Source organism: Bartonella sp. A05, assembly GCF_026930145.1.
In the GTDB taxonomy this organism is placed as follows: domain Bacteria; phylum Pseudomonadota; class Alphaproteobacteria; order Rhizobiales; family Rhizobiaceae; genus Bartonella.
This window is the reverse complement of the sequence record NZ_JANHOJ010000003.1, coordinates 202,962-228,870: the sequence shown is the minus strand read 5'-3', so window position 1 is coordinate 228,870 and position 25,909 is coordinate 202,962. Positions and strand designations below refer to the sequence as shown.

Here is a 25,909-nt window from a genome sequence, read left to right as displayed (position 1 = left end):
GAACCCCTTGTTAAGCGTAAATCTATGACGGTGAAGAATACTGAGCGCTGGTTGGTCCTATTTTAATGATAAGAATGAGGAATGGAAATGAAAATTGGCTTTTTGGGAACCGGTAAAATTAGCTCTTCAATGGTGGATGGCTTAATGGCGAGCACTTTTGATGTGCCTTCAATTATTGTTTCGCCACGCAGTGTACAAATAGCAGAACGTCTTGCACGTGATTATGATAAAGTTACAATTGCTGAAAGCAATCAAGCGTTGCTGGATGCCAGTGATTGCGTTTTTCTTTGTTTGCCTAATCAAATTGCAGAAGAAGTATTGCGTTCTCTTAGGTTTCGTCCCGAACAACTTGTTGTTTCTGTGCTTGCTATGGCGGAAGCATCAGAGGTTGAAAAATGGATAAATCATAAAGTTTATCGAGCTGTTCCATTGCCTTTTGTAGCGGAATGCAAAAATTTGACACCAATTTATCCTGAGCATCCATTTTTACGCACTCTATTTGATGCATTGGGTGGGGCATTGGTCCTTGATGAGGAAGATCAGTTTAATCTTTTTATGACAGCCGGTTCACTGATGGGGGTTTATTTTAATTTTATGGAAACAGCGCATCAATGGCTGGTGAAGCAGGGGTTGGAAAAACAGAAGTCGGTAGATTTTCTTACCATGATGTTTGGTAATCTTTCTGATGAAATGCGCAAAATAGCAGTAAATAATGGGCAAACATCCATTAATTTTACACTGCTCGAGAGAGAATTTTCAACCAAAGGAGGAACAAATGAACTTGTGTCCAGCTGTTTTTCTCGTCAAGGAGGACGAGCCGCTTTAACAACAGCTCTTGAGGCTGCTTTGCAAACAATGAATGCTTTAAATTCAAAAAATACTTGATAATTATTTTTTTCCGATCTCAACGGAATGGTGAGGAGAATGGCAAAAGATTGATTTTGTATTTGATAGGCATGATACCGTAATATTATAAGTGGTATCGAGATGCGGCTGTAGGTCTAAGTTGACTGATTAATAGATTGGCAGTGATGGTGCCACCTTTTTATAACGTAATGCCTTATTAAGAGAAATCAAAGGATTGTATTGCAATGAGTTGAGATACTCATAATGTTTTCAATAGATATCTCTGATTTGCCAATGTTTTTGCCAATGTTATTGATGGTAGACATGACAGCGATAAGAGCATTTCGTTGTTGAAATAAGCAATTAGAGAACAGAATAGGTTATTATTGCTTCGATAGTTGTGCATATCGCCAAAGATGTTTTTAATGATATCCAAAAGTTTGTAATATTTATTTGTACAAAAAGTGATAATGGTTTCACTTTCAATTATAGAGAATATGGCGAATGTTTCTCATTTTGAGAACGTTATTTATGATATTTCTGTTTTCTTTTACGTCAATGTGGGTTTCATCGATAAGCTGTTTACTTTGCAAGTTCAATGGCAGTTTGGTATTTGGGATTTTTACGGAATGGAAGCGCTATATTATGGATTTAGTTTTATAGTCTCTGATTTTTGCAAAATAAGAGGATAAGGCGCTGTTACATATTCGGATAAACAGGCCCTTCACCCCCCTGCGGACAAATCCAATTGATATTTTTGTTGGGGTCTTTGATATCGCATGTTTTACAATGTATGCAGTTTGAGGCGTTTATGATATAGGTTGCATGATTCTGGTTTTGCCATTCATAGACAGCAGCAGGGCAATAGCGTGTAGAAGGTCCTCCATAAATTGTATATTCAGAGTTTTTTTGTTTTTCTAGTGATACTACTTTTAAATGGCAGGGTTGATTGTCTTCATGGTGGGTATTGGAAAGAGCAACACTTGAGAGACGGTCAAAAGTCACGATACCATCTGGTTTTGGATAAACAATAGGTTGAAATTTTTCTGCTGGTTCAAGACATGCGTAGTCCGCTTTTCCGTGTGGTAATGTTTGAAATAGGGAAAAGCCGAAAAGCTGTTGCCACCACATATCAAAACCAGCAAGCTTAATTCCATATTTTGTACCGTATTTTGCCCAAAGCGGTTTAGCGTTGCGGGCTTTATAAAGATCTTTTCCAATGGGACCAGTGCGCCACTGCTCTTCTATTTCTTTGACTTCGTCATGGGCGCGACCTTGAGCTAATGCAGCAGCGATTTTATCGGCAGCTAATATACCGGATAATATGGCGTTATGTGATCCTTTGATACGGGGAACATTAACAAATCCAGCGGAACAACCAATGAGTGCCCCGCCGGGGAAGGTGAGTTTTGGGACAGATTGCCATCCACCTTCGTTGATGACGCGAGCACCATAGGCGAGGCGTTTTGCGTCTTTAAAGATTTCGTATAATGCCGGATGTGTTTTAAAACGTTGAAACTCTTCAAAAGGAGAGAGATAAGGATTTTTATAATCTAAATGTACAACAAAGCCGATAGAAATCAAATTGTTTTCTAGGTGATAGAGAAAACCTCCGCCACCAGTATGATTATCTAGTGGCCAGCCGGTGAAATGCTGCACTAAACCAAGTTTATGTTTTTTGGGATTAACTTCCCAAAGTTCTTTAAGGCCAAGACCAAATTTCTGTGGTTCACAATCTTTATTGAGATCGAATTTTTGCATCAATTGTTTTGCAATTGAGCCACGCGCTCCTTCTGCAATTAACGTGTATTTTGCCAGTAAGGCCATGCCGGGCATATAATTTTTTCCGGGTGTTCCATCTTTTTCAAGTCCCATATCCCCTGTGAGGACACCAATAATGGCACCGTTATCATTGTGAAGGGTGTGTGATACGGCAAAACCGGGATAGATTTCAACGCCAAGCGCTTCGGCTTTTTTGCTTAGCCAACGGCAGACATCACCAAGAGAAACGATGTAGCACCCGTCATTTGATAAGATTTTTGGGAGAAAAATATTGGGAAATAATTTGGCTTTCTTTGGTTTTAGCAGAAAAAATTGATCGCTGCTGACAGGTGTTTTAAAGGGATGGTTTTGTTCATTTCTCCATTCTGGTAAGAGGGTGTCGATGCCGATGGGATCAACGACTGCACCGGATAGAATATGAGCGCCAATTTCAGCACCTTTTTCGAGAATTATGACAGAAAGTTCGGGATTGATTTGTTTTAGATGAATGGCCGCAGAAAGACCTGCTGGGCCAGCGCCTACAATCACGATATCAAATTCCATACTTTCGCGTTGGTGCTGCATATTTGCACTCATAGCTTATAAAGCTTTTTCCAATTCAGGAAGGATGTGGTGAAGATCGCCCACAAGAGCATAATCAGCAATATGCATGATGGGAGCTTCTTCATCTTGATTAATGGCAACAATAACTTGTGCGTCCATTATGCCGGCTAAATGTTGAATAGCACCGGAGATGCCGACGGCAATATAGAGTTCAGGAGCAACGATTTTTCCTGTTTGTCCAATTTGCCAATCATTGGGTGCATATCCTGCATCAACTGCTGCTCGGCTAGCGCCTAAGGCTGCTCCGAGCTTATTAGCGAGGGGCAAAAGGAGCTTCATAAATTGTTCCTGCGAACCAAGCCCACGGCCGCCTGATATAATGACACGTGCTGAGGTCAGGTCAGGGCGATCACTTTTGTTGGTTTCTTCTTTAACAAAAGAAGAAAGATTTGGGTTAGGAGCTGGTGTTATTGTTTTAATGGGTGCAGCAGTATTTCCTTGGGGTGCTGGTGCGAAAGAAGCTGTGCGTACAGTTATAATTTTTTTGTGATCATTTGCACGAACAGTTTCAATAGCATTGCCTGCATAAATTGGTCTCTTGAAGGTATCAGGTGTGACTACAGCGATAATGTCTGAAATTTGCATTAGGTCAAGAAGAGCCGCTACACGTGGCATCACATTTTTGCCGGTGCATGTGGAAGCAGCCATAATAACGTCATACTCATTGGAGAGTTCGACGATTGTTGCTGCCATCGGTTCGGCTAATTGATGTGCTAAGTAATCGGCTTCAGCGATAAGAACTTGCCGCACTCCAGTCAGTTGAGAACTTTTTTCAGCAATAGCTTGAACCATTGTTCCACAAACTAAAATGTCAATATCACTGCTAATCGATTGAGCTGCAGTGAGTGCTTTTGCTGTTTCTACTGCTAAGGAATGATTATTATGTTCGGCTAATAAAAGGATTGCCATAAATTATTTCCTTTTTATGCATTGTTATTTGCTAAATTTTTATTGCATTTTAAATGCGATTGATTTTTTTTAGCTCGCTGATTAGCTCTGCTGTATTGGTTACTTTTACTCCAGTTTGACGGGGTTTTGGTTCTTCAACGTTAAGCACATTTAAACGCGCTCGTGTGTCTACACAAAGATCAGCAATAGCCTTTTGTTCAATAGATTTCTTTTTAGCTTTCATAATATTGGGAAGAGAGGTATAGCGCGGCTCATTTAAATGCAAATCAACGGTCATAACCATGGGCAGAGGCAGACAAATAGTTTGTGTACCGCCATCCACTTCGCGGGTAATGGTTGCATGTTTGTTGTCTATGTTGAGATGCGAGGCGAAAGTTGCTTGCCCCCAACCAAGAACAGCTGCGAGCATTTGACCGGTTTGGTTGCTATCGTCATCAATGGCTTGTTTGCCTAAAAAGACCATATCTGGTTTTTCTTCATGAATAATGGCTTTGAGCGTTTTTGCGATTGCTAAGGGTTCGAGTGTTTCTTCAGTTGTTACGAGGATAGCGCGATCAGCACCCATTGCAAGTCCTGTTCTTAAGGTTTCTTGCGCTGCTTCTGGTCCAATTGAAACAAGAACAACTTCTGAAACTTTACCGGATTCTTTTTGGCGGATTGCTTCTTCCACAGCGATTTCATCAAAAGGATTCATAGACATTTTCACATGAGACAGATCAACACCTGAGCCATCAGGTTTAACACGTATCTTGATATTATAATCAACAACACGTTTGACAGCGACAATTATTTTCATGATGATCCTCTTTGTTTATACGAATAAGTTTATAGTAACAATTATGAGAAACTAAATCGTTAAAAACTGAATCTTTACCATAATTGGTTTTTTAATTATATAAACTTTACAGCGTTTTTTGTATTCTGTTATTCATCTGGAAGAATAAGTGAGTGTTAACTGTGGACATTTTGTTGGAGTTATTACGTAAAAAAGTTCCGCTACGCTTTTTAGTTACTGCGTTTACGGTCATGAGAACGTTTATGTCTTTGTAATTTTGCAAGTTGATCTCGTTTTTATAACTTTTATGTTGTTTCTTAATAAGTTAATACAGAGATAAACAGAGAGAGTGCCCCAAATTTAATAGCTTTATAAGGATTATATGTAATATTTGAAATTGTCACTTTAAAAATGCAACAAAGATTATTAACGTAGGATTTGCAAATTATCTAAAACAAACCTCAAATTGTGTATTGAAAGTCCCATAAGTGAGTATTTATTTACCAATTGCTGAAATGTCACTTAATATACTGATCTTGATTGGTATGGGGGCGGTTGTTGGTTTTATTTCAGGTCTTTTTGGAGTTGGTGGTGGTTTTTTAATCATACCTTTATTGATCTTCTGTAATATTCCTCCCGCTATTGCTGTTGGAACAGGGGCCAATCAGATGATTGCATCATCTGTGACAGGGGCGATTACGCATTTTAAAAGACGTAGCCTTGATATCAAGCTTGGTATTCTTTTGGCGATTGGAGGAGGAATCGGCTCTTTGGTCGGAATTCAAATTTTCTCTATTCTGAGAGAATTAGGACAGTTAGATTTAATTATTTCTCTCCTTTACGTGGTGCTTCTTGGGAGTGTGGGAAGCTTGATGGTCATTGAAAGTTGGTCTTCTATGTTGCGGCAGCGTAGAGGACAAAAAATCAGTATTCGCCGTCCTGGTCAGCATAATTGGATTCATCGGTTGCCGTTCAAAATGCGTTTTCGGACGTCGATGATTTACGTAAGCATTATTCCAGTTTTAGGGATTGGATTAATTGTTGGGTTATTATCTTCTATTATGGGAATTGGTGGAAGTTTCATTATGGTGCCAGCATTGATCTACCTTTTGCGCGTTTCGACCAGTGTCGTGATTGGAACTTCACTTTTTCAAATTACGTTTGTAACGGCTTTAACCACACTTTTGCAAAGTGTGAGTAATCAGTCTGTTGATATTGTTTTAGCTTTTTTACTTATGGTTGGTGGAGGTATCGGTGCACCATATGGACTATGGGCAGGACGAAAATTAAATGCTGAACAATTACGTATGGCACTTGCGTGTCTTGTCTTAATTGTTTGTATGCGTTTAGCATTCCAATTATTTATACGTCCCGATAATCTGTTTTCTTTGACCATTGTTATGAGATAAAAATGGGTCACTTATTTCCCTTATATATCATTATCAGCTGGTTTTGTGTCATTCTTTTTTCTACCTTGGTACACGCTGGTGAAAAAATAGCCCCCATTTCTCGTGAAACTATTCAAGTTATCGTTACAACAAATACAATAATGGTTGGTGCAAATTTTTCTGGTCGTGATCTGTATATTGCGGGTGTTCTGGAAAATATGAATCCGTTGTTTCGTCAACAAAATCGCTATGATGTCGTTGTTAGTTTGGAGGGGCAATCTCGACCGATTATCATACGGGAAAAAAAGCGAAATGCTGGGGTTTGGGTTAATGCAGATTCTTTGATTTTTCAAAATGCTCCTGTATTTTATTCAATAGCGACGACACGTGATATTCGTGATATTACTAGCGCTGAAGTCTATAAACGATTAGGCTTAGGATTGTCCTATTTTTTTTTGCAGACGGATGAATTGGATCAAGAGAAAATCCAAGTTTTTCGGGATGAGTTGATAAAGTTGCAAAAAGCTAAAAAACTTTATAGTGAGGGAATCGGAAGGGTTCATTTTAACTCTGGCTCGTTGTTTATAGCGTATTTTCCGTTGCCTGCAAATGTTCCTGTTGGGCGTTATTGTGTGCGTGCTTATCTTTTCCGCGATGGTCAGTTTATTGACAGTGCAACAACAACTCTTGAAATTGTTAAGGCGCATATTGCCTATACTATTTTCTACGGGGCACACAAACACAGTGTTTTGTATGGAATAGCTGCCGTATTTTTGGCTGTGGTTACAGGTTTTTTATCGCGTTTGATTTTTCGAAAAACTTAAAAGAAAGATTAAGATACTTTCTTTTTGCTGTAAAGAACATATGGAAGCAGTTTGTAAAGATAACAAATCCTGTTATTTACCGAGTTAAAAAAAATCGTTCATTTGATGTGGCTGAGAATAGGCTATAACCACAATACAAAGGTGTAAAGATAACAGAGAAAGAATAGCGAGTTCTTCCTTTATGTGTTTGGTTGGGATTTTAGGTCATATGACCAATATGTTTTTTATTAGTGAACGCGGTTTTTTCTTGAGTTTCAGAAGGATTTTTTTGCACATTGTACTCCTATTTGTAGGACTCGATTTCGATAGGAGTTTATAACCTATTGAAGGCGCGTAATATGTTGTGCATAGAATATGGTTTCACGATATCCTATCTTATAAGGATGTTATTCATTCCGGTATAGATGTGTTTGTGTAGATGTTAGGATTGAATGTTTCAATGTAGGCGAATTTAAAGATATGATGGATTTATTTACTGAAAAGCCCGTTGCAACAAATATAGCAGAATTCAGTGTTTCTGAAATAGCGAGTGCTTTAAAACGCGTTGTTGAGGATAAATTTGGTTATGTGCGGGTACGTGGGGAAATATCGGGTTATCATGGCGTGCATGCTTCAGGTCATGCCTATTTTGCTTTGAAGGATGATAAAGCTCGTTTAGAGGCTGTTATTTGGCGCAGCACTATGGGAAAACTTAAATTTCCTCCTGAAGAAGGGATGGAAGTGATCGCTATAGGAAAGCTGACGACTTATCCGGGGTCATCAAAATATCAAATTGTCATTGACACCCTCGAGCCAACGGGAGTTGGCGCTTTGATGACACTTTTAGAAAATCGTAAGAAAAAGCTTTCCGATGAAGGTCTTTTCGATACATCAAAGAAGTTACCTTTGCCTTATATGCCTCAAACTATAGGCGTTGTGACATCACCAACAGGAGCTGTTATTCGCGATATTATTCATCGTATATCAGATCGTTTTCCTTTGCATATTGTGGTATGGCCTGTTCGGGTTCAGGGTGAAACGAGTGGTCGAGAAGTAACAGCTGCTATTGAAGGATTTAACGCGCTTCCTTTAGATGGTGTTGTCGTAAGGCCTGATTTGATTATTGTTGCTCGTGGGGGTGGTAGTTTAGAAGATTTGTGGGGGTTTAATGACGAATCGGTGGTTCGCGCTGTTAGTGCATCTACTATTCCGATTATTTCTGCAGTTGGTCATGAAACAGATTGGACCTTGATTGATTATGTTGCTGATTGGCGGGCACCAACGCCTACAGGAGCAGCAGAAAAGGCTGTTCCGGTTAAGCTTGATCTTGAAGTGCAAGTTGCATCACTTGGTGCCCGTCTTCGCATGGGACTTGCGCGTTGTTTTGATTCTTATCAACAAAAATTGCGTACTTTGGTACGTGGTCTTCCTACTTCTGATCAGTTATTTGCTTTGTCGCGGCGTGGTTTTGATGACATTTCAAGTCGTTTGCAGCGCTCTTTTTGTGTCAGCTACGATAAAAAGCATTTTTATTTTCACGCAATTGGTATCCGTCTTTCTCCACGTTTATTGAATGGTGAAAAAGCACAACAAAGCATGAAAGAATACACGGTGCGTTTGAAACGTGCTTTTTTACGCAATGTTGAAATAAAACGTTTTCAGATGGAAGTGGTATTTAGATTGCAACGTGCTCTTTGTATCAGCTACGATAAAAAACGTGATTTTTTCTATGCACTTGGTAGTCGTTTTTCTTCACGTTTATTGAATAGTGAAAAGGCACAACAAAGCATGAAGGAATATACGGTGCGTCTGCATCGCGCTTTTTTGCGTAAAGTTGAAAAACAACGTGCTCAGATGGAGATGGTGTGTAGGCTTTTAAAAAGCAATTCTTATCAGAAGATTTTAGAGCGTGGTTTTGTTTTGGCGTTTGGGAAAGATGATAAGCCGATTAAACGGCTGTTAGATTTGCCTGAAACGGGTCAGATCAACTTACATTTTTATGATGGCAACATAAGCGTTTCAACATGTGATCGTACTCTTAGTCAATCCTTAAAAACCAAACGAACCAAGACGCAGGAAGATGATCAAGGAACACTCTTTTGATACGGTAAATTCAATGCTTGAGGCAGGGCTCCTTATGGGTGTAGACGGAAAAGTTCGTTGTTCATGGGCAGGGACTGATCCGCTTTATTGCGCTTATCATGATAATGAATGGGGAAAACCTGTTTTTGATGATTGCTGTTTGTTTGAAAAAATCTGTCTCGAAGGTTTTCAAGCGGGGCTTTCTTGGTTGACTATTTTAAAAAAAATTGCTCATTTTCGTCATGCATTTGATGATTTTGATTTTGGAAAAATTGCTGCTTATGATGAAGCCAAGATAGAAAGATTGCTGCATGATAAAAATATTGTTCGTCATGAAGGGAAGATTCGGTCGGTGATTAATAATGCCATTAAGGCGCAGGAGATTATAGCTGAATGTGGCAGTCTATCTCATTATTTTGGGTTTTTTCAGCCGTTGCAATCTGAGCTTCCTGAAAAAATGGATTTTCAGATATGGCAAGCTAATCCTATGACGCCAGCTTCCATTCGTCTTGCGACAGATTTAAAGAAACGTGGCTGGAGATTTGTTGGTCCTACTATTTGTTACGCTTTTATGCAGGCAGTGGGGATTGTCAACGATCATCTTGAAGGGTGTTTTTGTCGATAAAGTTGCTAAAAATTATTTCAGTGGCATAAAGTTGCCAATGTCTTTTTGGTTAAGACAGTGTTTTCGTTCAAATTGAATGTCAAGAATCTTTCTATACTTAGATAATGGGTGCATCAACTTCTTTACCCTGTTGACTGTAGAATTTTAGATCAAATGTTATCAAGGTACAATTTAATGAAAAGGAACTATTAGAAAAGGATTCCCAAAAATGATTTTTGCAGAAGTTCTATAAATTGTTGTGCTTTTTGACATTTTATAAGATTTTTTGTGAAATTTTTTGACTTTAAGAGCACTGCTTTTTATAGTGTTTCTTTGTTTTTTGATGCTACACTGCTTATCAAATATACAAAAGATTTGATTGTGAGGTTTGATTGAGTCACTGATTGTTTCTTGTGTTCAGCATCGTCAGGCTGATACGCGGATTTTGAAGAAGTGATTCTTTTGTGTAAGCATTTCAATTATTGAGGGGGGCTAAGCTTAAACAAGTTTTTATCTCTTCCATGGTGGAGTCAGGAATTCAGGTTTAAAGTGATATTGATGACATGTACCGTGTCTCCATAAAACAGCTTCACGTATTTTAAAATCTCAATAATCGACTCGCGTCTCAAAATCCAGCTTTCTAGCGAAAGGGTATTTTGGGTTGATATAAACCTACAAATCCACCACAAAATAGCTAATTATATGATGAAAAGGAAAAATTTATGAAAGTTAAAGAAAAAGTTTTGAAGGGGAGCAGTTCTTTTATTTCTGCTCTTATCGCTATGGGTATGTTTTTACAACAAGTACCGGCAAAAACACCTGCTGATACGCTCGTGATGGCTTGGAATATTGATGGAATTAGTACATTTGATCCTGCTCAGATAAATGATGTTTATAGTGAAGAAATTATTCGCAATATTTGTGATAGTGTGATTGATCTTGATCCAAGTGACGCAACTAAAATGGTATCAAGTTTAGCAAAGAGTTGGGAGATTTCAGGCGATGATCATACGGCAATTACTTTTCATTTACGTGATGATTTAAAGTTTTTCGATGGTCGTCCTGCCAATGCTCATGATCTTGTTTGGAGTATGAAACGGGTTATTCAATTGAATATGGCAGCTGCGGCAACGTTTACAGAATATGGTATTACGGTACAAACGATGGATGATGCTATTCAGGCTCCAGATGACAAAACTGTTGTCATGAAATTTGATAAGCCTTATCCAGGGGAGCTTATTCTTAGCAATATTGCCGCTAATCGTGTTTCTTTGTTGCTTGATCGTGAAACAATTATGAAACATGAAAAAGATGGTGATCTTGGAAATCATTATTTAACCACGCATTCGGCTTGTGTTGGACCCTATACGTTGGCAAGTTGGCGTTCTGGAGAAGCAGTTTTGCTGCGTGCGAATCCCAACTATTGGGGAGATGCACCTAAACTCAAACAAATTCTTATCCGTCATGTTTCTGAGTCGGGTACACAGAGCTTATTATTGCAAAAAAACGATATTGATGTAGCGCGTAATTTGACGCAGGATGCTTTAGAAGATCTACAAGCTACAACGGATATCAGAGTGGAAAAGGTTTCATTGCCTGCTATGTTTTATTGGGGGTTCAATACAACAAACCCTATTCTTGCCAATGAAAAAGTCCGTTTAGCTATGCGTTATTTGATTGATTATGAGGGGCTTGGCAATACGGTTTTCAAAGGCTTTGGTGTTCCGCGTTCCAGTTTTCTTCCTATCGGGATGTTAGGTGCTTTGGATGAAAAAGAAGGGCAGCCTTTTGAGTTAGACATTCAAAAAGCGAAACAGCTTTTAACCGAAGCAGGTTATCCAGATGGATTCGAGATAGGTTTTATGGTGGGAACATCTCCTTATGCTTCAGCGATTGCTCAGTCTATTCAAGATAATGCTACAAAAGTAGGTGTGCGCATTGAAATTGAGCGTATTGCAGGAACGCAATTATTTTCAAAAGTTTATGCACGTGCTTTTGATACAGCTTTTATAGGATGGAACAATGAATCGATAGATCCTCATACGATGGCTTCGCGTGTTATTTATAATCCTGATAATCGGTTTGAGGCTAGAAATATAGCTTATCCTAGCTGGCAAAATGGATATTTTGATCCAGACATGAATCAGCAGGTTGAAGATGCATTATTTGAAAAAGATCCACAAAAACGGATGAAAATCTATGCCCATTTGCAGCGTGAGCTTATGCAAAAAGGGCCTTATGCCTTTGTTTTTCAGCCATATAATGTTGTAGCTGTTTCAGCTTCGATAAAAAAATGGGTTTGGAACAGTGCATCACGTATTTTTTATAGCTCAATTGAAAAATAGTGCATATGAGACATATTAAGTGCAGTAAAATCTAAAAAATGATTGTACTGTGCGTAAAAAAGATATCCCTCTACATAACTCTGTATAAAAGTTGTTTTAAGCAATTTAAGTATAGAGGTGTGTGGGGGCTATTTATAGCCTAATTTACAGACGGTGGCATTTATTGCTCTCTTTCAATATTTTTCTTTTGATCATATAAAATAGCATAATTATTTAAGCTTTATAGATTAAACGTATAGCATATAATGTGTCTGGAGATACTTGCTTATATGTTAAAGGTCATTTATAGCTCGATTATAGAGCTGGTTATTGGGGTGGGGCAAAGCTGATATATTGCTTTGCCGTGCGAAAGCAAAGAATTTCATTGATGCTTTGTATGGAAATACCAAGGTGTAATTCAGAAAGTAGAAATGGAATGAAAATAAAAAGCATTTTGCGGAATTTTTGTATTTTTTTATTGGGATTTATCGTTTTTTTAAGTGGGATCATGCCGATAGCGCAGAGCAAGCCAGTGATGCGCGAGCCATTGAAAAATACGTTTATAATGGCGTGGAATATTGATTCAATTAGCCATTTTGATCCAGCACAATCGGTTGAAGTTGTTACCAGTGAATTATTAACCAATATTTGTAGTGCGTTGGTAGAATATGATAAGCATGATCCGACAAAAATTCGTCCTGCTATGGCTCAATCTTGGGATGTTTTGGATGATGGCAAAACGGTTGTTTTTCACCTTCGTGATAATTTGAAATTTGATGATGGGCGCGTAGCAACGGCACATGATCTTGCTTGGTCAATGCAGCGGATTGTTAAATTAGGGTTGAGTTATGCTCAATCTTTGATGAACTATGGATTTACGAAAGACAATATTGAAACAGATATTCAAGCTCTTGATGATAGAACTTTACAGCTGAAGTTGGATAAGCCTTATCCTATTAATCTTATCTTGACTATGATTGGTCAATCCTATGCTTCTGCTTTGCTTGATCGGCAGCTTCTTGAAGCACATGCTGTTGATGGTGATATGGGGAATAAATATTTAGCGACGCGTTCGGCTTGTGTTGGCCCTTATAAATTGGCTCGTTGGATACCGGGGGAACGAGTTGTTTTACAAGCTACGCAACATTATTGGGGAGATGCGCCAAAAAATCAGCAGATTGTAATTCTTCATGTGGCTGAATCAGCAACCCAGAGATTTCTTTTAGAAAAGGGTGATGTGGATATAGCGCGTGATCTTTCTTCGGAAGATATTTTAGACATTGAAAAACAGGGAGGATCGATTAGAATTAACCGGATTTTGCGGCCTCAATCTATTTATCTGTCATTGAATAATAAGAACGCAATTTTTGCTCATGAAAAAGTGAGATTGGCGTTTCGTTATCTGATTGATTATGACAAGCTTGGTAAAACTATTCTAAAAGGTATTGCTGTTCCTCGCGCGAGTTATATGCCATTGGGTATCCCGGGTGCTTTGGATGAAAGGGAGGGGGTGCCGTTTAAGCTAGATCTCAAAAAAGCAAAACAATTGATAAGTGAAGCAGGTTACCCAAACGGATTTAAAGCCAATTTTTTTATTGGCAGTCTGAGCTACATGTCGTCTGTTGCACAATCTATCCAAGAAAATGCGCGTAAAATTGGCGTTGATCTTACAATTGAAAAAATGGCACAAGCTCAATTATTGAGCCGCGTGCGTAATGGGAATTATGATATTGCTATTATGGGATGGAATACAGCTGATCCTGATGGTCATCCACCTTCGTCTCACCATGTTTTTAATCCTGATCCAACATTTACTAAAAAGCATAGTATGTATTTAGCTTGGCGAGCTGGTTATTACGATGAGACTGCCAATAAAATGGTTATGGATGCTTTGTTTGAAAAAAATCAAAATAAGCGCCTTGGTCTGTATCGTGATTTACAGCATTATATGTTCGATCATGGTCCTATGACCTATTTATTTCAGACATATTATACCGTTGGTATGGGACCTGCGGTTAAGCGGTGGGTTTGGAATAGTTTTAGGCTTTACTACAGTGATATAGAAAAATACGCACACTCACATGGCGACTAAAGGATGTATGGTGATATCTGATTAAAATTATTTTGCTGTATCTCATGGAATTCTGCCAGACTTATATTGCATAAGTTAGAGGGCTGCGGTGGTTTGACTGTTGGCCATAGCGGATAGAACAAGTGTCGTAGCTGTATAAATCTACATGAAATGGTTCGAGTGATGTTGAATATCAATTTGTGAGATGGGGCTGTTTCTGCGGTTTTGATTAATGTTCATAATATAGTGGATACAATGAGTGTAATATACATGATATAGTAGATAACATGCTTTAAGATCCTTGCTAATATGTTAGAGAGGGTCTATAGTCTCAAACATAAGCATTCAATTTGGGATGGATGATCTTGTGTGTTGTGCCATCGTGAAGAGGCGAATGAAGAATTCGTCGATGCTTTTTTTTACATGATGTGGCCAAATTGCACAAGGAGGGGATGCAGTGAAAACCAAAGGGGAATTAAAGAGATTTTATGGTGTATTAGGAATCATTAGTTTTCTTAGCGGGTATCCGACGATGGCGCTAAGCACATCATTCAAAGATACGTTGGTGATGGCGTGGAATATTGATGCAATCAGTACATTTGATCCAGCACAAGTTCTTGAAATTGTAACGAGTGAATTATTGGCCAATATGTGCAGCTCCTTGGTAGAATATGATCAAGATAATCCGGGCATAATTCGTCCTGCTATGGCTCAATCTTGGGATGTTTCGGATGATGGGAAAACGGTTGTTTTTCATCTTCGTAATGACTTAAAGTTTGAGGACGGCAGGAAAGGGACAGCAGAAGATCTCGCATGGTCTATGCATCGACTTGTCAAATTAAAGTTGAGCTATTCTCAACTTTTGGCGAGTTATGGCTTTAACGTGGATAATGTTGATGAAAACATCAAAGCTCTTGATGATGAGACTTTGAGGATAATATTTGATAAGCCTTATCCCATCAATCTTATCTTGTCTGTTATTGGGGCGTCCTATGGTTCTGCAGTTCTTGATCGGAAAACACTTGAAGCACATGCTGTTGATGGTGATATGGGTAACAAATATTTAACCACGCATTCGGCTTGTATAGGGCCTTACAAGTTGCTTCGTTGGAATCCAGGTGATCGTGTTGAGCTACAGGCTGCGGAAAATTATTGGGGTGAAAAACCAAAACTTAAAAACATTTTGGTGCGTCATGTTGTGGAATCGGCAAGTCAGAGATTTCTTTTGGAAAAAGGTGATGCAGATATAGCGCGTGATTTATCTTCAGAGGATATGCGTCTGATTGAAGAACAGGTCGGTTCGATCAAAATTAATCGTATTTTGCAACCACGGTCTATTTATTTGGCTTTAAATAATAAACATCCAATTTTGTCTAATGAAAAAGTGAGATTGGCGTTTCGTTATCTGATTGATTATGACAAGCTTGGTAAAACTGTTTTGAAGGGTGTTGGGATTCCTCGTGCAAGTTATATGCCATTGGGTATTCCGGGTGCTTTGGATGAAAAAGAGGGGATGCCATTTGAATTGGATCTCAAAAAATCAAAACAGTTAATAACAGAAGCTGGTTATCCAAATGGCTTTAAGGCTAATATTATGATTGGAAGTCTTCCTTATATGTCACCTGTTGCACAATCTATCCAGGAAAATGCGCGTAAAATTGGGGTTAATCTTACAATTGAAAGAATGGCACAATCTCAATTACTAAGCCGTTCACGGTCTGGAAAATATGACATCTCTATTATGGGATGGAGTACAGTTTATCCTGATGGCCATGCACCGTCTTTGCACCACCTTTACAATCCGGATCCAACATTTGCTGAAAACAATAGGGGATATTCTGCTTGGCGGATTGGCTATTATGATGCGAAGGCAAATGAAATGGTGATGAGTGCTTTGTTTGAGAAAGATCACGACAAACGCCTTGAGATGTATCGTGATTTACAGCGCTATATGTTTGAGCATGGTCCAACAAATCATATATTTCAGACATATTATACTATTGGTGTCGGTCCTGCGGTGAAAAACTGGGTTTGGAATAGCTTTAAACTGTACTACAATAAGGTAGAAAAGTAATCGCCATAGTATGGCGATAAAGATCATATATTAGATTTAGGTTCATTTTATATGGGTGAGAAATCCACTATACTTATAGCTGAAATATATCAGCGCTTCTATTGTGATTTCATCATTCTCAACATCTGGTAAGTCTTTTGGTGCCTTTATCGAATTGTTTTACAATTTGATATGCAGAGCTGTAAGCACTTGCTAATGTGTTATGGGTGCTCTATAGCTTTAATCATATAGCGTGCAGAGATTGATAATGGAACTTAATTTAGTTCGGTGTTAAAGCCAATATATTGCGCTGTTATGCGAGAGAAAGTGAAGAATTCACAGGTTCTTTTTTGCAAAATTTGGAGTAAAATCCAAAAAGGGGATTGCAGTGACTGTAAAAAGATTTTTGAAAATTCTTTGTATTTTACTATGATAAGGCAGAAAAGCATAGACGATGATCATGATAAATGAATGTCGTACACTGTGTATGATTCAAATTTATGTACTGTGTGGCGGAAAAGTCCGCCATACTTATATGTGATAAGTGTGTAGGGGAGCTTACAATGACTTCGTCATTTTCAAAATCTGATAGTGCAATTCCACATAAGCAGAAAAAAGATCTGCATGTGTTAGCGTTTTTTTTCAAAGCATTTAAGTTGTTATTATCAGTTTTTATGACATTACTTGGTTTGGTAACAATTACTTTTTTTATTGGTCGTCTTCTCCCTTTAGATCCTATTCTTGCTATTTTAGGTGATAATATTAGTCAGGAAGTTTATGATACAATGTATTATAAATTGGGTTTTGATCAGCCATTAATCATCCAATATTGGAATTATATTTGGAATATTTTTGCGTTTGATCTTGGGGATTCTTTGACTTCGGGGCATCCTGTTTTAGAAGATATTCTACGTGTATTTCCTGCAACATTAGAGCTTGCTACAGTTTCTGTTATTATTGGCACGGGTTTTGGGATTCCCCTTGGTGTGTTTGCAGCCATGTATCGCAATTCATTTATTGATTATTTCGTCCGTGTTTTTACATTAATCATTTATTCAACACCAACTTTTTGGCTTGGATTGATGGCGTTATTGATATTTTACGCTAAACTTGGTTGGATTAGTGGTCCGGGGCGTATTGATTTTATTTATGAATATTCTTTTGAGTCTAAGACAGGTTTTTTCCTTTTGGATACTGCTATGCAGGGTCAGTGGGAAGCTTTTGGCAACGCTTTTAGTCATATTATCATGCCTGCTTTAATTTTAGCTTCTGGCACTATGGCTTATATTAGTCGTATGACTCGTGGTTTTATGGTTGCACAGTTGAATCAAGAATATATCATTACTGCGCGTGTTAAGGGGTTGTCGTGGCGTCGGACGGTTTGGTGCCATGCTTTCCGTAGCGCTTCTGTCCAAATTATCACTGTTGTTGCGCTTTCTTATGCTTTTTTGTTAGAAGGTGCTGTGTTGACGGAGACTATTTTTTCTTGGCCTGGTTTTGGCCGTTATTTAGTCACTGCGCTTTTGGCAGGAGATATGAATGTAGTTGTAAGCGGCACGTTGCTGATAGGATGTATTTTTATCGCTATTAATTTACTTTGTGATTTGCTTTATCGCACTTTGGATCCGAGGACACGTTGAATATGTTAATAACTCATAATAATAAATCGCAGTCGTCGTTTTCTTTGAAATGCTGGCTAAAGGAGTCCGTTCCACAGTCAGTAGTTCAGGCAAATGCACAAAAAATTTATCATTCAGTGAGAAAATTTTTTCGTAATTATTCTGCTTTATTTGGCCTTTCCATTCTCGTTGTTGTTATTTTGTGTGCGATTTTTGCGCCTTGGATTGCTTCTTATGATATTTTTAGCAACGATCTTGCTCATCGATTACAGCCTCCATCTAGAGAGCATTATTTAGGAACGGATGAATTAGGGCGTGATATTTTTAGTCGCTTAGTTTTTGGGGCACGTATCACCCTTTACATTGTGTTTTTAACGACGATTATCGTGGGGCCAATAGGTTTAATTGTAGGCGCTGCAGCCGGTTATATAGGGGGATGGGTTGATACTGCTTTGATGCGTATTGTAGACATTTTTCTTGCGCTGCCTGGTTTGATTTTAGCGCTTGCTTTTTCAGCGGCTTTAGGTCCTGGCATTGAAAATGCTGCCATTGCAGTTTCAGTTGTGGCATGGCCGTCGATCGCGCGTTTAGCGCGTGCTGAAACTTTGATGATACGTTCATCTGATTATGTGTCTGCAGTTTATTTGCAAGGTGCGTCTGCTTGGCGAATTATTTTCTTTCATATTGCGCCAATGTGTGTTCCCTCCGTTATTGTACGGCTGACATTGAGTATGTCTTCGATTATTTTAACAGCATCTGGTCTTAGTTTTTTGGGGTTGGGTGCCCAACCGCCAAGTGCTGAATGGGGTGCAATGCTTTCGACAGGCCGTGATTTTATGATGACGAGTTGGTGGTTGGCGGTGATACCGGGCTGCGCAATATTGCTTACAAGCCTTGCTTTCAACCTTTTAGGTGATGGACTTCGTGATATATTGGATCCGCGTAATGAATAAAAAAATATTAGAAATAGAAGATTTACGTGTTTCTTTTTCTACAACACGTGGCATTTTAGATGCGGTTCGTGGGGTTAGTTTTTCTATAGGAAAAGAAAAAATTGGCATTGTTGGAGAATCAGGATCTGGAAAATCAACGATTGGACGTGCAATTTTAAAATTGAGTCCAAAATCTGCAATTCTTAAAGCCAAAAAAATGCGTTTTGGTGATGTTGATTTATTGGCTGCAGGTGAGTCTCAGATGCATACTATTCGGGGAAGACGTATTTCGATGATTCTGCAAGATCCCAAATATTCGCTTAATCCATTGATACGGATTGGGGATCAGATTATTGAGGCTTACCGTATTCATTATCGTGTTTCAAAAAAGGAAGCATGGGAAAAAACACGTGCTATGTTGGAATCTGTTCATATCCGCAATCCTGAACATGTTATGCGGTTATTTCCTCATGAAATATCTGGTGGAATGGGGCAACGGGTTATGATTGCTATGATGCTCATTCCTGAGCCTGATTTAATTATCGCAGATGAGCCGACATCTGCACTTGATGTCACTGTAAGAGGTCAGGTTTTAACGATATTAGATGAGCTTGTGACAAGGTCTGGAACGGGGCTTATTTTCATTAGTCATGATTTGAATGTCGTTGCTAATTTTTGTGATCGTGTTTTGGTGATGTATGCTGGCCGTGTGTTGGAAGAATTGTCTGCACGTGATTTATCTCACGCGCGTCACCCCTATACTAAGGCTTTGTTGGCTAGTTTGCCACGGCTTGATAAACAGGTTGATGTTTTAACTGTTCCTGAGCGAGATCCTGAATGGTTGCATGGTCCTACATTTGTTAATGGTATCGAAGGAGCTTATCATGACCAGTTGTGAAAATATCATTGATGTTTCTGATTTGTCTGTGACCTTCGGTTGCGGGAACGAGGCAGTTACGGTTGTCAAAAATGTTGATTTTCATATTAAGCGCGGTGAGGCTTATGGCTTGATTGGTGAATCGGGCTGCGGAAAATCCACTATTTTGAATATATTGGTTGGGCTTATTCCCCATTATAGTGGGCATTTCATTTTTGATGGAACAGAAGTGTCACAGAAGAGAGACAAAGCTTTTTTGCGCCGTATTCAAATGGTTTTTCAAGATCCTTACGCTTCACTTCATCCTAGGAAGATGGTTCATACTGTTCTTGCTGAATCTCTTACAATTCACGGTATGGATAATAAAAATGAACGGGTGCGTGATGCTGTGTATTCTGTTGGTTTGGATGCTTCATTTCTTTATCGTTATCCGCATGAATTATCTGGTGGTCAGCGTCAGCGTGTTGCCATTGCACGTGCTTTGATTATTGAGCCAGAAGTTTTATTGCTTGATGAGCCAACATCTGCATTGGATGTATCGGTACAGGCTGAAATTTTGAATTTGTTGAAGTCGTTACGGGAAGAAAGGCAACTGACTTATTTGATGGTATCCCATGATCTTTCTGTCATTGCACATATATGTAGTCGCGTTGGAATGATGCATAAGGGGAGTATTTCCGAAGAATTAAGCAACAATGATTTACGTCATTTGCGCGCGAAAAACGACTATACAAAGATATTTTTTGCGGCCAGTATTGAATCCATTGCCTGTAAAGAAAAGTGAGATTGATTATTGTTTATGAAGAAGCGAAACAGAGAAAGTGTTCTTGATTTGGAGTCGCTTTTACATGCGCATATTTTTCAGCATAAGCTTGGTGTTTAAAGTTTTAGCATCAACATTGTTTGTTGTTTATGTGGTTATGAATACTGTGTAGTCTCTGTTTGATTGTAATTGCTGAATACAGTATTTTCCTATGAGTACTGCATTCTTATTTTCTTTTATGTTGATTCTATCTTTAATAATTTTTATCATAGGGACTTAGGATTTAGATGTATGTAAAGTAAAGGTTTTCTTTATGGTAACGGCTTTAGTTTATCTGTCCGCTGCTTTTGGCGTATTGGTTATGTGTTGGATGTGGAAAATTTTTGATTATTATTTATGACACGTATTTCCTTCATACTGTTTTTTATTGAGTATTGCTGAGCAGTGTTTGTTTAAGAGAAAAGATAAGGGAGAAAGTTCATTTATAATGATTTTTCTCTTATGTAAGCAAAATGCGAAGAAATTAAAGTGATAGCGCTGACATATAACATTATATTGTTTTTACGTAACGTTAATCTTTCTTTAAAGAGCTACCAAGCGTGTAGGTGCGTAAGTTCGCTGTAATATAACCCTTGATAGGTTAAGACGGGTAGCTATAAAAGTTCTCTAGTCCTCTTACCGATTTTAGCTCATCTTTTCAGTTTACGATGACAAACTGTTGAAAGGCATTCAATAAAAAAATTAAAATTAACTAACCAGAAATTCTTTGAAAAACACTACATAAAAAGGAAACGGTAGCGAAGGAGGGACTCGAACCCCCGACACAAGGATTATGATTCCTCTGCTCTAACCTACTGAGCTACTTCGCCGAAATAAAAATACTATATAATAGCTTTATCACTCGCGGGTATAAGGGGTAGAGTAGCAAAATGTCAAGCATCGTTTTAAGCTTTTTTCTTGTCATTCTATTTCATCCTCGATATAGAGTGTTTTTTTTAGAATAAGGCATAAAAATGGGGCCACAGGTAGTGGTTTTAGGGTGCGGTTGTTTGGGTGGAGATTATATATAAATCCTCCACAGTCTTGGAGTTTTAGTAGTAATTTTTAGTGTTGATGCTGATTGTGTTGTGCGTTTGCAAGCATACATGACATGGGGATATTGCAGCTGATGATTTTTTCTGATATTCCAACAGTGTGCAGATCATCTCTGGATGTTTATTTAATGTTTTTCTGTTTAAATATAATAAAATAGCAGTCAATAAAGTTGCCTTTTATGCTCGTCGATTCAGATCTTTGTTTTATGCTGTCTTGAAAATCTGATTTATGTAGGGGCTATTTTTTTATATAATCTGTTTTTTTGCGAATGCGAGCTGCAAGATCATTTTCGCTTTTAGAGTCTTTAATCAATGTGTTGATAGGCGAGTTTTGGCCTTCTTTCATAGCTATTTGGGCGGCTAGTGTGGCTGCTAATTCTTTTGTTTCTTCACGCAATTCATGTAGGAGTTGATGACTCAAAGCAGAGTCAAGCTTATCAAGTTGAATATTTTGTAAGCGTTGTTGATAGAGTACTATTTTTTTTCGCATAGCTTTTATTTCCGTTATGAAAGTGTTTGTGGTGAGAGCGTCTAGTTTGCCTTCTTCCGTGATCACTTCTGTTGCATGAAGAGGATGGGAGGTGTATTTTGTGGATGAAAGCAATTGATAAAGCTGCTCTTTAACTCGGCTAAGTTGTATTTTTTGTTGAGAGTATTTTTTTTGCAAAGAATCATATTTTTTCTCATTACGTACCAATTCTACAGAATGTTGGGCACAGATAAAGTCGTAGTTCGCTTGTATTTCAGTGACTGATAACGGAACTTTTGTAGAAACGATTTTATGTGCGAAGTGGAGAGCTCTATGCCAAATAAGAGGGGCGATAAGCACCAATATCCAAGAAGTGCCGGCAACTCCAAGAATAAAGAAAAGAATTGATTGCATAAACATAATTTTTCTTTTTAATGAGGACTATTTAGAAGGGGTTCCATGTTGGCATTGGTGTTAATTTTAAATATCCTATATTAAGACCAAGACGCGCACCAACTCCTGTCCGTATTGGAACCAACAAAACATTATCGCGTTTGAGGACGTGAAAACCAATACCTGCGACTAAATAGGCTGAACCTGAAATACCACCATAGCGTCCCCATAAATTATTTATTTTACTGAGATCGTAAACTAGGATCATCAAACGAGAACCTTGACCACCAAAGTCCCACCCTACAGACGGTCCTTGCCAAAAAATCTTGTGCTGACCAAAATGCTTTGTAAAAACCTGTCCTTCGCCGTAGGTTAATCCAGCAAAAAAAGCACCAGAGGCTTCTTCTCCTAAAATATAAGCGTTTGGGTGACCATATTTCGAAAAGATATTTTCAATTGCGGTCGCTATACTGCCTGTTGTTTTACCAAAAAAATGATGACCAGAATCGATAATTTCTCGTAGAGAGTAACGTTGATTGTTTTGTTCTACTGGTTTGGGTTGAGCGTTTGCAGCATTTATAGTTATGAATAAAATGGATATTAAGAGTATGATATTGGTGTACCAGCGTGATAGGAGAGAGCTTGGCATGGGATTTTTCTCCTTTGTTAATTATAAATGATAGGGATAAGGTCGTTCTCCAATGAAAATAGAAAATAAGGCATTTAAAATAAGATAATAAGGTATAATAATTATTTAAATCTTTATATTTTTGCCTAAAAAGAAGGTTTTTGCGCGATTGTTAAATTTTCGTACATGCTTGTGTATTAAAAATGCTCGCTTGGAATAAATCTTATCTTTAACGCTGAGGAGTGATCAATAATTATGACATTAGCTGTTTCTTTGAATCCTATAGATCTTGCTGCTTTGCTTTGTAGCCGTATTTGTCATGATTTGATTTCACCTATTGGTGCCATTCAAAACGCGATGGAGCTTTATGATGAAGGAGGGGTTGATGAAGATGCTTTGCAATTAGTGCGTTCGTCTGTTGCGAATGCTTCTGCACGCCTACAATTTGCGCGATTGGCTTTTGGTTATTCAGGCACAACAGGAGGGAAAATAGATACTTGTTTTGCCGAGAAGGTTGCTCAACAATATATGGCGGAAGAAAAAGCAACTTTGAAATGGCATGCTCCTTCTTTGCTTTTAGCAAAAGATGAAGTGAAATTGTTGCTTAATTTGTTATTGATTGCAAATACGACTGCTTCTCGTGGTGGAGAAGTAGCTTTGATAATTTTCCAAGATATCGATAAAAGCTCTTTCCAATTCAAGATTAGCGGTCAAGGATTGCGTGTTCCACCTCGTTTTATTGAGTTATATAGCGGGAAAATTCCGGAAGAACTCATTGATGCTCACATAATCCAATTTTACTATACAGTGTTACTCTCTGAGATAACAGCTATGAAAATCAGTATCCATGAAACTGATGATTATATTATTTTAGAAAGCATAAAAAGACCGAGAATAGAATAAACTTCTTAAGCTGTATAGAAAAAAGAGAACTTAAATAAAAACTTGAAAAAAGGTGCCTTAAACAGAAATACACCTTGAATTTTTACCGTAGGCAGTTGTTTTTGTATTTTTTAACGTAGAAAAACTCCTCATACAAAAGATTTCTTTTGTATGAGAATTTGTATTTTAACAAAACAAAAATTTAGTTACGTCATATCTCGGGTTTTGCAATATTGCTTACGCGGTTTTACGTATGTTAGCTTCAGCAGGATCACGTAACACATAACCACGTCCCCAAACTGTTTCTATATAGTTTACACCAGAAGATACAGCGTCTAGTTTTTTTCGCAATTTGCAGATAAAGACGTCAATAATTTTAAGTTCTGGTTCATCCATTCCTCCATAGAGGTGATTAAGAAACATTTCTTTGGTGAGTGTTGTACCTTTACGTAAGGATAGAAGTTCTAGCATTTGGTACTCTTTACCCGTCAAATGGACAGGCTTGCCTGCAACTTCAACTGTTTTCGTGTCAAGATTGACAATAAGATCACCCGTGATAATCATTGATTGCGCATGACCTTTGGAACGACGCACGACAGCAAAAATACGTGCAATCAATTCATCCTTATGGAATGGCTTTGTCATATAATCATCAGCGCCAAAGCCAAAACCACGAACTTTATCTTCAATGCCTCTCATGCCTGAAAGGATAAGAATAGGAGTCTTTATTTTGGCCAATCGTAAGGTTCGTAAAACGTCGTAGCCTGACATATCAGGTAAATTTAAATCCAGTAAAATGATATCATAATCATAAAGTTTACCTAAATCGATTCCTTCTTCACCTAGATCAGTAATATAGACATTAAAATTTTCTGATTTTAGCATCAACTCGATGCTTTTAGTGGTTGTTTTATCATCTTCAATTAATAATACGCGCATCTTAAGTCCCTCATCATGCTCCTCCCAAATCAAATGGAGCTATTCTTTTACAGCAGCTGGAAAACCCCCAGTTGACAAAAAAATGATTTTATAAAACAAACACTTGCTATTCAAAAGTGTTTACGAATAATTTAGCAGTACGCGCAACGGTCACTGCTATATTTCCCCACTTCAACAATAATGGTTAACAAAAACTTTTCCTTTTTGGAAGAGGTTAATGAAATTATTTTAGATAAATCTTACATTTTCTTGGATTTATGCAGAATGTGTTGCATATTTTGCTCATTGTAAATGTTTAATCAATTTGATAATCAAATTTTAACAAATCTAATAATTAATTATTTTATAAGACTTTTTTGTCTAAAATTCAGTGTTTATTTACTGAGCTTTAAGTTTCTTTATTTTATGTGGAAAAGATAAAGTGAAAAAATAGCAAGTACTCTTTAAATCGAGTTGTGTTTGTAGATGTTTTAAAGAAGATCCACGCAAGTTGTATTTTAATTAAAAAGGAATGGTCTGCTTTTCACTGGGGAAATAGCACTGAGAGTGCGTATATTAACTCGAGTATGCGTTTTTTGTTGACGCAATTAAGGAGTAATGATCATGAAATCACAAGAGAGTATGGTGCGGTTAAAAATGTTTCAAGTTCGTGAGAGACATCGTGAAATCGCACAGCTTGAAATGATGATTACAGAATTTGAGAGAAGAGTCTTAGAACTAGAAGCGCAAATTATTAATGAAGAACGCAAATCTGGAAACAATAACATTCATCATTTTGCTTATTCAGCTTTTGCTCGTGCAACGCGGCAAAGGCGCGATAATCTCATAGCTTCAATTCATGATTTACAGCTTCAAAAAACAAATGTTGAGATTGCTTTGCGTGAAGCAGAAGTAGAACTCAAATGTACACAAACATTGGAAAAGCGGGAAGGAAAAGCAGCAGTGGGTGATAATCGTATTTTTGTTCAATCCCGCTAGATAAAATGAAATAATGGAATCTGTAGATTTCATATAAATCATTTAAAGTTTATACTTTGCAAAGAAGAAACGATCTGGGCTTATAGTCAAGTTCG

General features: G+C 38.0%; 20 protein-coding genes and 1 tRNA gene. 14 read left to right on the top strand and 7 right to left on the bottom strand.

Features of this window, described 5'->3' with window-relative positions; translation table 11 throughout:
• Positions 1–87: 87 nt before the first annotated feature.
• Entirely contained in the window at positions 88–885 is a 798-nt protein-coding gene (locus tag NPX98_RS04585; protein WP_269022982.1) for a pyrroline-5-carboxylate reductase, read from the top strand.
• Positions 886–1,545: 660 nt separating this feature from the next.
• Here the strand turns inward: NPX98_RS04585 and NPX98_RS04580 are convergent.
• Genes NPX98_RS04580 through NPX98_RS04570 form a run of 3 tightly spaced genes read right to left on the bottom strand, consistent with a single transcriptional unit; the run spans position 1,546 to position 4,936 of the window.
• On the bottom strand, positions 1,546–3,204 hold the full coding sequence (locus tag NPX98_RS04580; RefSeq protein WP_269022936.1) for an electron transfer flavoprotein-ubiquinone oxidoreductase: 1,659 nt from the start codon (positions 3,202–3,204) through the stop codon (positions 1,546–1,548).
• Between the two features lie 3 nt (positions 3,205–3,207).
• The gene (locus tag NPX98_RS04575) at positions 3,208–4,140 is read right to left on the bottom strand and encodes an electron transfer flavoprotein subunit alpha/FixB family protein (protein ID WP_269022934.1); all 933 of its coding nucleotides are present in this window, start codon (positions 4,138–4,140) and stop codon (positions 3,208–3,210) included.
• 49 nt (positions 4,141–4,189) lie between these two features.
• The gene (locus tag NPX98_RS04570; protein ID WP_269022932.1) at positions 4,190–4,936 is read right to left on the bottom strand and encodes an electron transfer flavoprotein subunit beta/FixA family protein; all 747 of its coding nucleotides are present in this window, start codon (positions 4,934–4,936) and stop codon (positions 4,190–4,192) included.
• 467 nt (positions 4,937–5,403) lie between these two features.
• Here NPX98_RS04570 and NPX98_RS04565 point away from each other — a divergent pair, with 467 nt between their 5' ends.
• The 11 genes from NPX98_RS04565 to NPX98_RS04515 all read left to right on the top strand — a co-directional run bounded on the left by NPX98_RS04565 (position 5,404) and on the right by NPX98_RS04515 (position 20,452).
• Positions 5,404–6,324 carry a sulfite exporter TauE/SafE family protein gene (locus NPX98_RS04565; RefSeq protein ID WP_269022930.1) on the top strand — a complete coding sequence of 307 codons (921 nt, stop codon included), beginning with the start codon at positions 5,404–5,406 and terminating at the stop codon, positions 6,322–6,324.
• 2 nt (positions 6,325–6,326) lie between these two features.
• Complete coding sequence (locus NPX98_RS04560) at positions 6,327–7,127, top strand: TIGR02186 family protein (protein ID WP_269022928.1); 801 nt, start codon at positions 6,327–6,329, stop codon at positions 7,125–7,127.
• Positions 7,128–7,589: 462 nt separating this feature from the next.
• Positions 7,590–9,209: an exodeoxyribonuclease VII large subunit gene (xseA, locus tag NPX98_RS04555; protein ID WP_442864466.1), complete on the top strand. Its 1,620-nt coding sequence runs from the start codon at positions 7,590–7,592 to the stop codon at positions 9,207–9,209.
• The gene (locus NPX98_RS04550) at positions 9,187–9,813 is read left to right on the top strand and encodes a DNA-3-methyladenine glycosylase I (protein ID WP_269022926.1); all 627 of its coding nucleotides are present in this window, start codon (positions 9,187–9,189) and stop codon (positions 9,811–9,813) included. The genes xseA and NPX98_RS04550 overlap by 23 nt, the downstream gene beginning before the upstream one ends.
• 701 nt (positions 9,814–10,514) lie before the next feature.
• On the top strand, positions 10,515–12,137 hold the full coding sequence (locus tag NPX98_RS04545) for an ABC transporter substrate-binding protein (RefSeq protein WP_269022925.1): 1,623 nt from the start codon (positions 10,515–10,517) through the stop codon (positions 12,135–12,137).
• A 415-nt stretch (positions 12,138–12,552) separates the two neighbouring features.
• Positions 12,553–14,208 carry an ABC transporter substrate-binding protein gene (locus NPX98_RS04540; protein ID WP_269022923.1) on the top strand — a complete coding sequence of 552 codons (1,656 nt, stop codon included), beginning with the start codon at positions 12,553–12,555 and terminating at the stop codon, positions 14,206–14,208.
• A gap of 436 nt (positions 14,209–14,644) precedes the next feature.
• Positions 14,645–16,261, top strand: a complete 1,617-nt coding sequence (locus tag NPX98_RS04535) for an ABC transporter substrate-binding protein (RefSeq protein WP_269022921.1) — start codon at positions 14,645–14,647, stop codon at positions 16,259–16,261.
• Between the two features lie 542 nt (positions 16,262–16,803).
• Positions 16,804–17,880 carry an ABC transporter permease gene (locus NPX98_RS04530; RefSeq protein ID WP_269022919.1) on the top strand — a complete coding sequence of 359 codons (1,077 nt, stop codon included), beginning with the start codon at positions 16,804–16,806 and terminating at the stop codon, positions 17,878–17,880.
• 2 nt (positions 17,881–17,882) lie between these two features.
• Entirely contained in the window at positions 17,883–18,812 is a 930-nt protein-coding gene (nikC, locus tag NPX98_RS04525) for a nickel transporter permease (protein WP_269022918.1), read from the top strand.
• Complete coding sequence (locus NPX98_RS04520) at positions 18,805–19,689, top strand: ABC transporter ATP-binding protein (RefSeq protein WP_269022916.1); 885 nt, start codon at positions 18,805–18,807, stop codon at positions 19,687–19,689. Before nikC ends, NPX98_RS04520 begins: the two co-directional genes overlap by 8 nt.
• Positions 19,676–20,452 (top strand): ABC transporter ATP-binding protein, encoded by a 777-nt coding sequence (locus tag NPX98_RS04515; RefSeq protein WP_269022915.1) that lies wholly within the window; start codon positions 19,676–19,678, stop codon positions 20,450–20,452. The genes NPX98_RS04520 and NPX98_RS04515 overlap by 14 nt, the downstream gene beginning before the upstream one ends.
• Before the next feature lie 774 nt (positions 20,453–21,226).
• Here NPX98_RS04515 and NPX98_RS04510 read toward each other — a convergent pair.
• The 3 genes from NPX98_RS04510 to NPX98_RS04500 form a co-directional block, all read right to left on the bottom strand.
• A tRNA-Met gene (locus NPX98_RS04510) sits at positions 21,227–21,300 on the bottom strand.
• A gap of 463 nt (positions 21,301–21,763) precedes the next feature.
• Complete coding sequence (locus tag NPX98_RS04505) at positions 21,764–22,414, bottom strand: hypothetical protein (protein ID WP_269022913.1); 651 nt, start codon at positions 22,412–22,414, stop codon at positions 21,764–21,766.
• 25 nt (positions 22,415–22,439) lie between these two features.
• Positions 22,440–23,036 (bottom strand): DUF1134 domain-containing protein, encoded by a 597-nt coding sequence (locus NPX98_RS04500; RefSeq protein WP_269022911.1) that lies wholly within the window; start codon positions 23,034–23,036, stop codon positions 22,440–22,442.
• 234 nt (positions 23,037–23,270) lie between these two features.
• On the opposite strand from NPX98_RS04500, the gene chpT reads away from it, so the two are divergent.
• The gene (chpT, locus tag NPX98_RS04495) at positions 23,271–23,918 is read left to right on the top strand and encodes a histidine phosphotransferase ChpT (protein ID WP_269022909.1); all 648 of its coding nucleotides are present in this window, start codon (positions 23,271–23,273) and stop codon (positions 23,916–23,918) included.
• Positions 23,919–24,134: 216 nt separating this feature from the next.
• Here chpT and ctrA read toward each other — a convergent pair whose 3' ends face one another.
• Positions 24,135–24,836: a response regulator transcription factor CtrA gene (gene ctrA, locus NPX98_RS04490; RefSeq protein ID WP_269022907.1), complete on the bottom strand. Its 702-nt coding sequence runs from the start codon at positions 24,834–24,836 to the stop codon at positions 24,135–24,137.
• Positions 24,837–25,439: 603 nt separating this feature from the next.
• Between ctrA and NPX98_RS04485 the strand changes: the two genes are divergently transcribed.
• Positions 25,440–25,814 carry a flagellar export protein FliJ gene (locus NPX98_RS04485; protein WP_269022905.1) on the top strand — a complete coding sequence of 125 codons (375 nt, stop codon included), beginning with the start codon at positions 25,440–25,442 and terminating at the stop codon, positions 25,812–25,814.
• Positions 25,815–25,909: the final 95 nt, after the last annotated feature.